We start from the raw sequence: 15,283 nt of genomic DNA, 5'->3' as shown, positions 1-15,283 counted from the left end.
TAATACTTTGGCATGCAGGCCGTGCGAAGGTAAGTTGCAACTATAGTTGTGCACCAAATAGCAGAGAGACATTTATTTTCATGCAAGCATTGTACGCTGTAGTACGAAAATGTACCATAAGAAAGAAGTTGTACCTTCACTAAGAAGAAATGCCCGGTGTATCATGGAACAGCTACCTAATCAAAGAGAAATGTAAGCGCTTGATAAAAAAAGGGGGGGTACATATGCAGCTCCTATGGTCCAAATTTTCACCCGTGTTCCGCCGTTTCCTCATTTCCTATCTTGTCATTCTGATGATTCCTCAAATTGCGGGATATGCCTCTTATCGCGCCTCCATTGAAGCGGCCCGCTCCAGCTCTATTGAGAACAGCTACAAGTCGCTGAGTCTCGGCAAAGAGATTATTGAGCGAAATCTTCTTCAAGTCGAAGCCTTTACCAGACAGCTTGCAGTCAATCCGGATTTGCAAAATTTAATTGCTGGTCCGAAGCCGCATGATCTCTACAATGTATATGGTATGAACCGCATGCAGCGCAGCCTCTCCATGTACAGCAGCACCAATGAATACTTGTCCCATTTCTTCATCCACATTCCAAACTACAATGCCATTATCACACCAAGAACCGTATATTATCGTCCAGAACATTATTATGCTGCCAATCAGCTGGACGGTATGTCGTTTGAACAGTGGTATGACCAAATTTTGAAACAGCCGCACTTTAACGAGATCATACCGCTTCGAAACTATAAACGTGAAATTGTCGCTACCGTGCTTGCAGATGTTCCGGCCATCACATTTCTGCAATCTCTTCCTCTGAACAGCTTCAACAAACCGCAAGCGACGATTGGTGTCATGATTGATCAGGATAAGATGGCGAGCCTGACTCAAAATATTGTGGATCAATATGGCGGCTGGACTCTCGTCACCGATGCAGAAGGACAGATCATTTTCTCGCTAGGCATTGATCAGGCCGAGGCTGAGCAAGTGGCACAAAGTCAGCGGGTCGAAGGTAAAGCTGCCGAAACGGAGCAGAATGCGAAGAATGTACAGAATGTGCAGAGCGTTCAGCCTGGAAGTGATGATCGACTGTTGATATCGATTCAATCCAGTCAAAATGGATGGAATTACATGGCAGGCATTCCCGAGAAAGCACTCATGACCAAAGCGGACCAGATTAAACAAGTCACACTGGCCTTTACTTTGGCAACGATTGCCTTGGGATTGCTGTTCGGGTTGGTTCTGGCTTATCGGAATAGTGCCCCCGTGTACAAACTGTTGGCCACTTTCCGGGAACACATCACCGATTCTCCCGGCAGACGGGGGAATGAATATGATTTCTTGGCAAGCCATATTAACAATCTGATTGCAAATAATGACTCCCTTACAAATGCCATGAATGAGCAGATTCCATTATTGAGAGACGGTTTTATCAAACGGTTGTTAACCGGGGAATTCTATACCTCCACGGAGCTTGAAGTCATCTCATCACAGGCACACATTTCACTTCATAGCAGCAAGGGCTTAGCAGGTTTGGTGAGAGTAAACGGCTATGCTAATCCGGACAGTGAAGAGACAATTCATGAACTGGGCGTCGCGAGGCTTCTCGTCAAGCAGGTACTTGTAGAGTGGAATGCCCAGGTACTGATTACGGATTGGGGAACGGACCAGATTGCTTTTGCTTGCCCATTGGATGCAAATCCACTGAATGAAGCGATGCGAAGATGTGAACAAGAGCTGAATACTTTAATGAAAGTGATCTACAGGGAACATCGGATATCTACAACAATTGGTACAGGTGCAGCGTATGAGGTCTGGAATGATGCAGGTCGCTCATTTGACGAAGCGAAACAAGCCCTGGATTATGGCATTCATATGGGAACAGATCATTTGGTGAGATTTGAAGATACGATGAAGGAAAATGAAATGTTCTATTATCCGATTGAGTCCGAACAGCGCCTGCTGAACACAATCAAAGCCGGGGAGCCAGAAGAGGCGATACGTATTCTGGAGCAATTATTTCTTCGCAATCTGGAGGAGCGGGAACTGTCCTACGAGATGACGCAGCAGTTCATCATGGAGTTGAAAGGGACCTTCCTGAAGCTGGACGAGCCAAAATTCAAGCTGGATGCCTCCCTGCTGGAGGAATATAAAAATCGGGTGACCTCTATTCAGATGACCGAAACGATCGCTGTGCTGCGTGGAAAGTTTAAGCAACTGACAGAAGACATTTGCGGTGACTTCCAGACTAGAAGAGCAGGGGCACATGCGGATACGGTGATCGAAATGATTGAATTTATTCAACAAAGTTATGCGGATGCAAACTTGACGATCTATCGAATTGCCGAGTACATGAGCAAGTCGGAGAAGTATATATCCCAACTGTTCAAAGAACATACGGGAGAAAATCTATCTGATTACGTAGAACATGTGCGCATTGAAGCGGCTTCCAACCTGTTGCAGTCCACTGGTCGCACCATTGACGAGATAGCCGAGGCTACCGGGTATAACAGTGCGCATTCATTCCGACGAGCGTTCAAGCGGGTACGCGGCATTTCGCCAAGCGTGTTTCGGAAAATGGATGGTCATAGCGGTTAATGTAGGCTGTTTACAGAGATATATATTCGTATTATGTACGTTTTCAGTGTAACTGTACCTTTACGCCTCCCCAGAGAAAATCTTATGATTACCCCGAAAGTAAGCGCTACCAATTGTGATGAAGCTCATTATGAATGGGAGCCTTGAATGGGGGGATGATTCTGAGAACAACAATGACAAGTGAATCGAAGTCCGTAGAAAAGACAAGTAAATCGTCTGCCTTGCAGCGAGCATTATCCAGAAGCTGGAGGCGACATTGGCAGCTGTATCTGTTAATCCTGCCACCAATTGCTTACTTTATTATTTTCAAGTATGTACCGATGGTGAATGCGGTGCTGGCGTTTAAAGATTACAACGTCATCAAGGGAATCTGGGGCAGTCCGTGGGCCGGAACCAAGTATTTTGAATTGCTTTTTCAAAATCCGGCATTCATCACACTCATCAAGAACACGCTTTACATTTCGTTTTACAGCCTGATTGTCGGTTTCCCGATTCCTATATTACTGGCACTCGCGCTGAATGAAATCAAAAACATACGATTCAAAAAAATCGTGCAAATGGTGACGTATGCTCCATATTTCATCTCTACCGTAGTAATGGTCTCCATCATTATGCTCTTTCTGTCTCCTCGGTTGGGTATTGTCAATACAATCGCAGGTGCTCTTGGTTTTGAAGCGGTGAATTTTCTCGGAGAGCCCGGACTGTTTCGTTCCATCTACGTATTCTCCGATGTGTGGCAGGGAATGGGATACTCCGCTGTCATATATCTGGCCGCTCTCGCGGGTGTTGATCCATCCCTGTACGAAGCAGCCAAAGTGGACGGAGCCAACCGAATGCAGAAAATCATTAATGTTGATCTGCCTGGACTACTTCCGGCAGCCGTCATCATTCTGATTCTGAGTGTAGGCAACATCATGGCTGTCGGATTCGAAAAAATATATTTGCTGCAAAATCCGCTCAACCTGTCTGCCTCGGAAATCATCTCCACGTATGTCTATAAAATAGGATTGCTGAATGCCAATTACAGCTTCGCTACTGCGGTTGGCTTGTTCAACTCGGTAATTAACCTGGTTTTGCTATTAATCGTAAACGCGGTCGCCAAGCGACTGTCCAACACAAGCTTATGGTAACGGGAGCGAAAGGAGGAGAACTAATTCATGTCTAACACACAAACAGATACCGGTCGTTCCCGAATCAGGAGCAGCAGTACAATCCGCGAATCTTGGGGAGATCGCGTATTTATAACGGTTGTTTATTTCATGCTGACGGTGGTGCTGATCGCCGTGTTGTATCCCTTGATATACATTGTGAGTTCTTCGCTTAGCAGCCCTGCTGCCGTCTCCTCAGGAAAAGTCTGGTTGTGGCCCATTGACCTGACATTCGATGGTTACAAGTCTGTATTACGCAATGATCAAGTCCTTACGGGGTATGCCAATTCCCTTTTCTACACAGCCTGCGGTACGTTGATCAGCGTGGCTCTGACCATCATGATTGCGTATCCGTTATCCAAAAAGACATTTGTTGGTCGCAGCTCACTAATGATGTTTATCACCTTCACCATGCTGTTTTCGGGCGGCTTGATTCCTACCTACCTGGTGGTCAAAACGATGGGGCTGATTGATACCCGCTGGGCGCTGCTGATTCCTAATGCTATCTGGGTCTGGCAAGTCATCATTGCACGTACATTTTTCCAGAATTCAATACCGGAAGAGCTGTCCGAAGCAGCAGACATCGATGGGTGCAGTGACATCCGTTTTATCTTCAGTGTCATCCTGCCGCTCGCGAAACCAATCATTGCCGTGTTGTCGCTTATGTACGCAGTTGGTCAATGGAATGCATACTTTGACGCTCTCATTTATTTGAAATCACAATCGCTCTACCCGCTACAGCTGATATTGCGCAGCATTCTTATTCTGAACAGCAGTACGGGAAATATGGACGCTTCAGAAATGATCAAACAGCAACAGATGGCTGAACTCATGAAATACTCATTAATTGTCATGGCCAGCCTGCCGGTTCTGATTATCTATCCTTTTGTACAACGATATTTCGTGCAAGGCATGTTGATTGGTTCTGTCAAAGGATAGGTTCATTTTATTATTCATAAGGGAGAGGATTGTATTGAAAAAAGCGGGTTTCATCATTCTTGCCTGTATGCTATTTACCTCGTTGGTTCTTGCCGGATGTTCCAGTTCTGAAAAGGGGAACGGAGAAGGCGGCGATTCGTCAGGCAAGACAGCCATTAATGTGTTTGCACACCAAGGCTCGGACACCAATCTGTCCACCAATAAATTCACGAAGAAAATGGAAGAGAAATTTGATATCCAATTCAACTGGACCACGGTTCCATTCGATGGTGCAGCCGAGAAAAGACAGATTTCACTGGCTTCCGGCGATTATCCGGACTTGTATCTGTTAATACCGTGGGTAGATCGGTTCTCCCAGACAGACTTGTTGAAGTTTGGCCAACAGGGGGTAATATTACCGCTGAATGATCTGATTGAGAAACATGCCCCGAATATTAAAAAAGTGCTTGAAAGCAATGACTATTATCGGGCCATGAATACCGCTCCAGATGGAAATATCTATGGTCTGACAGGTTTGAATGAATGTTTTCACTGTTCATACCCGAACAAGATGTGGGTCAACACCAAATGGATGGAACAATTAGGTTTGACCGAGCCTGCAACGACAGAAGAGTTTAAGGAAATGCTTCGGGCATTTAAAACCAAAGATCCAAACGGAAATGGTAAGGCAGATGAAGTGCCCCTAAGTGGTTCTACCGAGAATTTTGGGGTGCACATTATCCCTTATTTAATGAACGGTTTTATCTATGACGATGATCGGAATTATCTCATCGTTAACCAAGGGAAAGTGGAGACCGTTGCGAATAAGCCGGAGTGGAAAGAAGGACTTGCGTATATCAAATCCCTGTATGATGAAGGGCTGATCGATCCGGGGGCCTTTACGCAGAACGTGGGTGCTTTCAAAAAGATCGGTGATAATGCCGATGCACAGCTTCTCGGTGCAGGAGCAGCGATGCATCCATCGTTATTTGTAACCACTGCCGAAGGTTCACCTTACGGAAATGATTACAATCCCATCCCTCCACTGAAGGGACCGAATGCAACCTATGCTACGTATAACTATCCAATCGATCCCGGAGCGTCTTTTGTACTGACGAACAAGGCCAGCGAGGAAACACAGATTGCAGCCATTAAGCTGCTGGATTATTTCTACACCCAAGAAGGGACCATGGCATCTTATCTGGGAGAAGAGGGCACAAGCTGGCGTAAACCACAGGAAGGCGAAGTGGCGCTCAATGATCAGATAGAGCCGCTCTACAAAGCCATTCCGCTTCCTTCCGGAGAAGAACCTCGCAATGACAGCTGGGCAGCATTGAGTCAGTACAATCATCACCGTGCCTATCGTGACGCCGAAGTACAGGGCAAGGACATCTACGCCAATGACGGTTATGAACGGCGACTGTATGAGGCTACATTATTGATGGAAGGAAAAGAGCCAACGGACGTTTTCCCTCACTGGGCACTCTGGGTTGACCCGTCTCTGGCGGATGAAACAAGCATGATGCAGACTAATCTTAAAGACTATATCGATCAAAATGCGCTGCAATTCATTACGGGAGCGAAAAGTCTCGATAAGGATTGGGAAGATTATGTGAAAGGACTGGAGGGACTGAACATCAATCGTTATCTGGAAATCATGCAGTCTTCCTATGATGCTTCTTCTATTTCCAAATAGTTGAGGTGTCCCATTGCATGCATCAGGTGGAACAAATCAGATATACATTGAAACGAGGTGTCCCTTTGTTCACCAACTTTGGCCTGAATGAAGTCAGGTTGACAAAAGGAGATTTTGCACATCGGCAGCAGCTTGTGCAAACCTATTTGATGTCATTTCGTATCGAACGACTTATGCACACGTTCAGAATCAATGCAGGAAAACCATCGTGTGCAGAGCCTCTGAATGGATGGGAAGCCGAAGATTGCGGCCTAAGAGGACATTTTACAGGACATTATCTCTCGGCATGTGCCAAATTGGCTTTTGCCAATCAGCATCGGGAACTGACGTCGAAGGCCAACGAGATAGTGGATATCCTGGAATCCTGTGCACGTCCGAACGGATACTTAAGCGCCTTCGAGGAGGATCAGCTTGACCAGTTGGAAAGCGAGCATAGTCCAAAGGTCTGGGCACCGTACTATACCCTTCACAAAGTAATGCAAGGACTCATCGACTGTCATATATATCTGGGGAATATGAAGGCTTTGCAGCTTGGAGTGAATATGGCCCATTATATATCCGGACGGTTTGCAAAGCTCTCTTTTTGGCAAATCGATGGCATTCTCCGCTGCACAAGGCTGAATCCGGCGAATGAGTTCGGAGGAATGGGAGATGCCCTTTACTCACTCCATGAACTTACCGGAGATGCGAAAATACTGGAGCTTGCACATTTGTTCGACAGAGACTATTTTATAGATCCGCTTGTTAATGGTCAGGATATGCTTGCAGATCTGCACGCCAACACGCATCTTCCCATGATCATAGCAGCAATGCACCGTCATGAGATCACTGGCGAGAGCCAATACAGAGAGGCAGCAATACATTTCTACAAATTTTTGAAAGGAAGAACATTTGCCAATGGCAATAACAGTTCAAAGGCTTTCGCTCCTGTCCAAGGCGGAGTTTCCGAGAAATCGGAACATTGGGGCCATTTCGGAAGGTTGGAAGATGCACTGACAGGTGGAGAGAGTGAGAGCTGTTGTGCACACAACACCGAACGCATACTGGAGCGATTGCATTCATGGTCCGATGGAGTTGAATATCTGGAACATATGGAATTACTTAAATATAATGCCATATTGAATAGTGCCAGCAGTCAGACAGGGCTGTCTCAATACCACCAGCCAATGGGAAGCGGTGTAACCAAAAATTTCAGCAGTGCCTATGATTCCTTCTGGTGTTGTACGGGTTCCGGTATCGAGGCGATGAGCGAGCTGCAGAAAAACATCTGGTTCAGAAGCGGAAACAGATTGCTGTTAAATGCATTCATCTCGTCAACCGTAGAGTGGAGCGAGCACACCCGCATTGAGCAGTGCAGCAAATATCCCGATACGCTTGTGTCTACCCTGGTGATCAAGACGGTAAGACCCGTGATATTGGCATTGTACCTGAAAGAGAAGTCTGTCGCAGCGGTGAAAATCAACGCCAGTGCCCCAGATGTGCAACATAAGAATGGTTACATCGTCATTGAGCGAGAATTTCATGATCGGGATATCATCGAGATTGAGATTGATGCCAAGCTGCATCTGGTTCCACTGCAAGGTTCGGATAGCAAAGCCGCGATGATGTATGGTAACATTTTGCTGGCACAGCTGGGGGATTACAGAAGAGTGAAGGGAATGACGGCAGGCAATCTGCATGAGAAGATCGTCAGACTTCCCGGGGAGGAACTGGCATTCGTTGCAGAAAGTGAGCAAGGAGAAGTCCTGAACTTCATTCCACTGTTTCGGGTGGAAGAAACAAGATACAGCGTTTACCTGGATCTGGGGAATGACGCTTCTCCTGCTCGACCATTCTCCGTGGCCGAGACGGGGAGCGCAGCTTATGAGTACGAGACAACCAGCAACCATGAAGACGCATTTAATTCCTAAAGAGGCATGTCGTACAGAGAGAGAAATGATGATGATGTTGCCTATATTGGCACAAAAAAACGTTCCCGATTCGCAGCTATCAGATGCGAGCCGGGAACGTTTTTTTGTGTGATAAGTCTCATGAGAGGATCTACATATCATTGCATCAGCTCGGGACGATGCAGATGCTCAGATTTATCTTAGAATTCTTTGCAGCGCCAGAAGATCCGCTTTCCGAGGGCGATGGTCGCTGAATTTAGCCTGGCCTCAACCATTGTTCAACGTCCGCAGGACAGGTGCAATGGCACGGACACATCCGCTTAGTACATGCGATATCTTCCGCTTAGAGCCAGCATGCTGAAAAAATACAGGCAATTGTCGTAATAACGCCGTTCTCCCTGACGCAGAGGCGTGTTCCAAAATTTGCGAACAAATGAGGCAGCATGCGGACCATCTGCAGCCAGTGAAGCCATGGCATTGGTAGCCAGCAAACCAACAGGATGCAGTGAAGGTTCGTCAAAAGGCTCACCCTCAATGGTATAACGACGATAATCAGACATTTCAATATCACTAAAGAAGGACTGAATCCGATTGGATTGTTCGATCTGCCATGGATCCTTGCGGAACCATTCCCAGTCCAGCGCAATATTGGCAGCAGTACGATAGGCATCACTGTAAAAATGCCTGAAATCCCCATGTGGCTGTATTGGGGCAGGAGAGCCGTCAAAGTTCGCATATTCTGATGAAAGTCCGGTGACGGGATGGCAGGCTGTATGTAGGTAAGACCGACTAGAGGTCGCCGCTTCTTTCCAAAAAGCCTGATCTTCTTCATCCGCATATTTCGCGAATAGTTCATAAAAATGAGGCAGATGGTAGGACGGATCGCTAAACGGTGTTTCCGGAATGAATTTGATCAGTTTTGTTTCCGGGTCCCACATGGGGTCACCTTCGCCGTTTTCACCTTGATGTATACAGGCACGAAGGATCTTGCGGGCTTGTGCCTTGTAATCATAAGGTTCAGTACCATCCCCCCAGCGGTTGGCGGCGAAAAACAGCGCCATGGCAAAAAACTCCTCGCCATCAGGAGCAGGTCCTTGCGAGAGCCGGGTACCGTCAGGCTTGCAATGCCAAGCGAAGTAATCTTTGTATTGACCCTCGGTATGCTGCATGAAGGTGTGGGAGAAATTCCAGAGTCGATCAAATTCGTCCTTCTTGTCCATCTGAACAGCCATCATCATGCCATAGGACATGCCCTCAGATCGAACATCGAGATTACCGGTATCTAGCAAATATCCCTTGTCCTCACCCATGGGATAATATATTCGAGTATTTTCATCGCCATAAAACAGCGCGTTCCATGTTTCATCCAATCTGGTCGTAATCTCATTCTGATCGTAGCCTAGCTTCAAAAACAGATTCGTATACATACCCGTATCCAACGCGCCTTGACCTGTGATATTCATGCGTTTCCTCCTTCATCAATGCGGTTTTTCAAAATTATAACATGGAAATAGTATACAAATTAAAGCGTTTACATGAAAAATTATAGGTGTTCTGATCCGCATGTTATTGTACTTAACTTAAAATGATATAGTGGTTGAAATCCTATACTTTGTCAGGTTGTTGTAAAATTATGTAAGCGATACACTTTGGGAGAAGGATCACACCTGATCTAATCATAATACAAGCTGTGGTCCTTTAAATTTGGTTTGAGGGATGATCAGAATCTAGCCGAAAGGATGTGATGGTGATTTATGCTCCGGGATTCAGAAGATGCAGGTGAAAACACGGAATTCACTGCACCGCGTGATCCAGTGGGAGTGACAGCTTCGTCAGTCAAGCCCGCAATTGACTTTGAATCACAAGGATATCGCGACATGATTGGCCGGTCTCTTCTGAACAAAGGGATTAATGTCAGATTAAAACGAGCCATTGAGAAGGCAAAAAACGGCGAACCTGTTGTTATTGCTTATATTGGAGGCTCCATTACCCAAGGTGCTGGTGCAATACCTATTCATCTTCAAAGTTACGCTTATCGGTCGTATGAATGGTTCAAGTTTATGTTTGCGCTTTCAAAAGATAGTCCGATTCATCTGATTAAAGCAGGCGTAGGTGGAACTCCTTCGGAATTGGGGATTGTACGTTATGATCGTGATGTGTTACGTGGAGGTACGGTTCAGCCGGATATTGTCATAATCGAATTCGCAGTGAATGACGCAGATGATGAAACTCAAGGGAATTGTTACGAGAGTCTGGTGCTCAAAGCACTTGCTGCCGATAACAAGCCAGCAGTCATCTTGTTATTCAGTGTATTTGAAAATGACTGGAATCTGCAGGATCGTCTCGCCCCGGTTGGCTGGCATTATGATCTGCCAATGGTAAGTGTGAAAGATGCTGTCGTAGATCAGTTCAACATGACAATAGATGAGGGTAACATTATTTCCAAAAAGCAATTTTTCCATGATATATATCATCCGACCAACATAGGGCATCGGATTATGGCCGATTGTTTGGAATATTTGTTCGATGTGACGAATCATTCTGAATGGGATGAGCAAGATCATGATAATAAAAAAGCTCCGCTAATTGGAGATGATTTTGTTCATGTGAAGCTGTTGGATCGGAAAAACGGCAATAACATTGCCCTTATCGATGAAGGCTCTTTTTGCAAAACGGACACGGATCTGCAGATGGCTGAGATGGATGCTCATGACTATGGTACACCCCAGTTCCCCAACAACTGGATGCGTCCGGGAGAGGGAAGAGGGTCTCAGAGCAGCTTCAACATAAGTTTGCAGTGCAAACGTCTCATTCTGATCTTTAAGGATTCGGGTAGCGACGAATTCGGAACTGCAGATATCAGGGTAGATGGGGTATTGGTCCAAAAAGTCGATCCGCGTAAGATCAACTGGACCCATTGCCATGCATTACTTCTGCTTGACGAAGAACAAGTTAGGGAGCACTCCATCGAGATCGACATGGCAGAAGGTCATGAACATAAATGCTTCACCATTCTGGGTTTTGGCTATGTGGATTAATTAAGACGGATAGTCATTCATATGTTCGGAGGAAAAGAGAATGAAATTGATCTCATCAGCAGTAACGGGATATGACCAATATCGGGAGAATATACCACGTGGAGTCATGGAGACGATAGAGTACCCTTCCAGGGCGGTTGGCAATGCCCGTAAAGCGATGGTGTATACCCCACCAGAGTTTTCTTCGACAAGAATGTATCCTGTACTTTTTCTTTTGCATGGGATTGGTGGAGACGAAACCGAATGGCATACTCATGGTTCTCCCCAAATTATTCTTGATAATCTGTACAACAATAACTTGCTTGAGCCAATGGTTATTGTTTTCCCCAATGGTCGCGCGATGTCGAACGACCGGGCCGAAGGAGACTTGTTTGAACCTAAAAAAATCAAGGCATTTGAACGATTTGAATCCGATCTGCTTCACGATTTGATCCCTTACATGGAGTCCAACTATCCTGTGCATACAAGCCGGGATAAAAGGGCAATCGCTGGTTTATCCATGGGTGGAGGTCAAGCCTTAAATATCGGATTAAGCAATCTGGACCATTTTGCATGGATCGGTGCTTTCTCTGCAGCCCCAAACACCAGAAGTCCGGAGCTGCTTGTTCCCGATCTTTCGAAAGCGCCTTCATTACTCTCGCTGTTGTGGATCTCTTGTGGTGAGCAGGACAATCTTATAGAGATTAGTCTTGGAGTTCACCGATATCTGGCACAACACGGAGTACCTCACATTTGGCATGAGGAAAGTGGAGGACATGATTGGCCCGTATGGAAGAACGATCTGTATCTGTTTTCGCAACGACTTTTCAAGTGAAATCTGCTGAAGATCATTCATATCGGATTGTAGTGTCAACCAAATCTATTAAAATATCAGGAGGTATCATTTTATGTTCAAATTCGGTAAAAAATTAATGACTGTTGTTCTTGCAGCTTCCATGAGTTTTGGTGTATTCGCAGCAACATCCAGTGCTGCAACAGATTATTGGCAAAATTGGACAGATGGTGGAGGAACGGTCAACGCCGTGAATGGATCTGGCGGGAATTACAGCGTGAATTGGCAAAATACCGGGAACTTTGTTGTCGGGAAAGGGTGGACATATGGCACACCTAATCGGGTAGTCAATTACAATGCCGGTGTGTTCGCTCCTTCAGGTAATGGCTATCTCACCTTCTATGGATGGACTAGAAACGCTTTAATTGAATATTACGTGGTGGATAGCTGGGGAACGTATCGTCCGACCGGAACGTATAAGGGCACGGTGAACAGTGATGGTGGCACATATGACATCTATACAACGATGAGATACAATGCACCTTCCATTGATGGTACGCAGACTTTCCCTCAGTATTGGAGTGTTAGACAGTCCAAGAGACCGACTGGTGTCAATTCTACCATTACTTTCAGCAATCATGTGAATGCGTGGGCGAGCAAAGGGATGTACCTTGGAAATAGTTGGTCCTATCAGGTAATGGCTACAGAGGGTTATCAAAGCAGCGGAAGTGCAAACGTAACGGTTTGGTAAAAATGATGTAATGTAATTCAACGTCTGCACTTGCATTTGATTTCAATTTTCCGGAAGCGTTGAGGAACCGTTATTCAGCAGATTAACGGACCTCGACGTTGCCGGATTCAAGCTTAGCAAAGGAGAATAATTGAATGAGGAAGCTAGTATGGTTAACTTTAATTGCCATGGTTGTTAGTCTGAGTGCTTGTTCAGCCGGTAATTCTCAATTAAACGATGACATGGTTTTCGTCGAAGGAGGGGCTTTCAAGAGCAGTAAGTCGAGTTTTACTAATAAAAATGAAACGCTGGACTCCTTTTATATTGGCAAATATGAAGTGACTCAAAAAGAATGGATGGAAATTATGGGGGAAAACCCGTCTGGCTTCAAGGGAGATGATCTGCCAGTTGAAATGGTCAGCTGGTATGACGCAGTCGAATACTGTAATCAAAAAAGTATAAAAGAAAACCTGAAACCTTATTACAATATAGACAAGGACAATCTGGATACGAATAATCACAATGAAAACGACAATATCAAATGGAATGTAACGATCAACGAAGGTGCCAACGGTTACCGTTTACCTACAGAAGCAGAATGGGAGTACGCTGCAAGCGGAGGCCAAAAGAGCTTAGATTACACATACAGCGGAAGTAATAATCCGGATGAAGTTGCTTGGTACTGGATAAATGCCGGCGAAAATATTCTGACAGGTGATTGGAGCTGGCCCGCTATTGAGAGTAATCGTAACCAAACCAAAAAAGTCGGAACTCAGAAGGCGAATGAGTTAGGAATCTATGATATGTCTGGGAATGTGAGAGAATGGTGCTGGGAGTGGTACAGCGATCCGGAGGGACCCAATCAAACTTGGCGAGTTGTGAAAGGCGGAGGCTGGATGGGCGGTGTCAATAACAATGAAATAGCATTCCGAGGCAAATTTGATGCAAATGGTTTTGGGCCTGATCAAGGATTCCGTATTGTGCGCGGAGAATAAATTCTCTTGCCTGTTAGTGGATTACTTCTGAGCTCGACCTATAATTTATCGGGTGAAAACCTATAGTTTATCAGGTTGTTGCACAAAAATGTAAGCGTTACACTTGTATTGTCATTCCCGGCGCTTCGTTATAATCGGAGCGTTCTTATAATACGACTGATAGATACAATTCTAAGTTATCGATTAATGGTGGTTAGATTGGTAAAAATGTAATTTATTATACAATTGCATACATCTTCAGATCCTGAAATTCTCCAAGTTGTGCGAGCAGACAACAATCCTGCTGTTGTTCTGCTGTTTAGCGTTTTCGGAACAAATGGAATCTACCCATAGATATAGATAAAATACATGCAGCTGATCACGGACAAAAGAGAGGTGAGCTAATGTACAAGGTCATTGTCGCTGATGATGAGCCGTTTATGCTAGAAGGATGGAGAACGATGATCGACTGGCGAGCTTGTGGATATGAACTCTGTGGGACGGCAACCGATGGGGAGGAAGCACTTGCTTTGTTCAACTCCGTTGAACCGGATCTTGTCGTTACTGATATTCAAATGCCTGTTATGGATGGTCTCGGTCTGATTCACACCTTGCGAGAAGATCTCGCTTATACCTCCAAAATCGTTATCGTTACAGGATACTCCGATTTTAATTATGCCAAGCAAGCCATACGGTATCAGGTCGATCAGTATGTGCTTAAACCTCTTGTTCCCGAGGAAATTCATCAAATCCTTATGGAAATGATAGAACCTCTGGACAAACGTAGAAATGAACGACAACAGCAGAATGGAATTATGGTTACAGATGAAGCCTATGAAAATCATCTTCATGAATATCAAATAAGCGAAGAATATAATTTAGAGCAAATGATGAACATCTCCAAAGAGATCTTGGCGTTGATTGAAGCAGGAAACACATATTCCATCGATGATGCAGTGAGGGCATTGCTAAAGAAAAGTGAGAAAGCAGAAGTTTCATTGGAGTGGATACATCATGTCATCCGATATATCCATGGGGAGTTGCTACGGAAATATGGAAAGAGAGAGGTTTGCAGAGAAATACTATGTGAAAAAGAATGGCACGAGGCAGCGAGTTGGACTTCTGGCACATTACAAGACCTGTGTGTTCGACTGTCCGCGCAACTTTCCCAGTCTGAATCGAAGCAAAAATCGGGTACAGGAGGGCTTGTTGCAGAAGCGCTGAATGAATTGAAACAACACTATCGAAGTAAAATTAAATTACAAGATGTAGCTAATCGTATTCACGTGAATTCTGCCTATCTCGGTCAACAGTTCAAGCGGGAGATGGGAGTCAGTTTCAGTGACTATGTGCACCAGCTTCGTGTTGAGGAGGCCCGTAAACTCCTGCGACGTACCAATATGAAGATTACTGACATTGCATTCAGTCTGGGATATCATGATGCTGAATATTTCACCCAAAAATTCAGAGCACATACAGGGGAGCTTCCATCCGTCTACAAAAACAAAAATCAAGGGTGATCAT

General features: G+C 45.2%; 11 protein-coding genes. 10 read left to right on the top strand and 1 reads right to left on the bottom strand.

Annotated features, from left to right (window positions below):
- Positions 1 to 224: 224 nt before the first annotated feature.
- From ACX9NY_RS08910 to ACX9NY_RS08890, 5 genes are all read left to right on the top strand, one after another.
- A complete protein-coding gene (locus ACX9NY_RS08910; RefSeq protein ID WP_472478205.1) occupies positions 225 to 2,594 on the top strand; it encodes a helix-turn-helix domain-containing protein in 2,370 nt (789 codons plus the stop codon).
- Between the two features lie 155 nt (positions 2,595 to 2,749).
- Positions 2,750 to 3,724: an ABC transporter permease gene (locus ACX9NY_RS08905; protein WP_253435662.1), complete on the top strand. Its 975-nt coding sequence runs from the start codon at positions 2,750 to 2,752 to the stop codon at positions 3,722 to 3,724.
- Between the two features lie 27 nt (positions 3,725 to 3,751).
- Positions 3,752 to 4,681 (top strand): carbohydrate ABC transporter permease, encoded by a 930-nt coding sequence (locus ACX9NY_RS08900; RefSeq protein WP_253435665.1) that lies wholly within the window; start codon positions 3,752 to 3,754, stop codon positions 4,679 to 4,681.
- Between the two features lie 67 nt (positions 4,682 to 4,748).
- Positions 4,749 to 6,356: an ABC transporter substrate-binding protein gene (locus ACX9NY_RS08895; protein WP_445252974.1), complete on the top strand. Its 1,608-nt coding sequence runs from the start codon at positions 4,749 to 4,751 to the stop codon at positions 6,354 to 6,356.
- A gap of 17 nt (positions 6,357 to 6,373) precedes the next feature.
- Positions 6,374 to 8,266, top strand: a complete 1,893-nt coding sequence (locus ACX9NY_RS08890; RefSeq protein ID WP_339261182.1) for a beta-L-arabinofuranosidase domain-containing protein — start codon at positions 6,374 to 6,376, stop codon at positions 8,264 to 8,266.
- A 299-nt stretch (positions 8,267 to 8,565) separates the two neighbouring features.
- Here ACX9NY_RS08890 and ACX9NY_RS08885 read toward each other — a convergent pair whose 3' ends face one another.
- Entirely contained in the window at positions 8,566 to 9,708 is a 1,143-nt protein-coding gene (locus tag ACX9NY_RS08885; RefSeq protein ID WP_472478202.1) for a glycosyl hydrolase family 8, read from the bottom strand.
- 291 nt (positions 9,709 to 9,999) lie between these two features.
- Between ACX9NY_RS08885 and ACX9NY_RS08880 the strand changes: the two genes are divergently transcribed.
- The 5 genes from ACX9NY_RS08880 (at position 10,000) to ACX9NY_RS08860 (ending at position 15,279) form a co-directional block, all read left to right on the top strand.
- The gene (locus ACX9NY_RS08880) at positions 10,000 to 11,283 is read left to right on the top strand and encodes an SGNH/GDSL hydrolase family protein (protein ID WP_472478200.1); all 1,284 of its coding nucleotides are present in this window, start codon (positions 10,000 to 10,002) and stop codon (positions 11,281 to 11,283) included.
- Positions 11,284 to 11,323: 40 nt separating this feature from the next.
- Positions 11,324 to 12,097 (top strand): alpha/beta hydrolase, encoded by a 774-nt coding sequence (locus ACX9NY_RS08875; RefSeq protein ID WP_472478198.1) that lies wholly within the window; start codon positions 11,324 to 11,326, stop codon positions 12,095 to 12,097.
- A 73-nt stretch (positions 12,098 to 12,170) separates the two neighbouring features.
- Complete coding sequence (locus ACX9NY_RS08870) at positions 12,171 to 12,806, top strand: glycoside hydrolase family 11 protein (protein WP_339242701.1); 636 nt, start codon at positions 12,171 to 12,173, stop codon at positions 12,804 to 12,806.
- A 134-nt stretch (positions 12,807 to 12,940) separates the two neighbouring features.
- Positions 12,941 to 13,780, top strand: a complete 840-nt coding sequence (locus tag ACX9NY_RS08865) for a formylglycine-generating enzyme family protein (protein ID WP_472478195.1) — start codon at positions 12,941 to 12,943, stop codon at positions 13,778 to 13,780.
- A gap of 383 nt (positions 13,781 to 14,163) precedes the next feature.
- Positions 14,164 to 15,279 carry a response regulator transcription factor gene (locus ACX9NY_RS08860; RefSeq protein WP_339242705.1) on the top strand — a complete coding sequence of 372 codons (1,116 nt, stop codon included), beginning with the start codon at positions 14,164 to 14,166 and terminating at the stop codon, positions 15,277 to 15,279.
- The last annotated feature ends 4 nt before the right edge of the window (positions 15,280 to 15,283 follow it).

The sequence above is a fragment of the Paenibacillus sp. CB74 genome, from assembly GCF_055687625.1.
The sequence above is the reverse complement of the archived record's forward strand: the minus strand, read 5'-3'. Positions and strand labels throughout refer to the sequence as shown.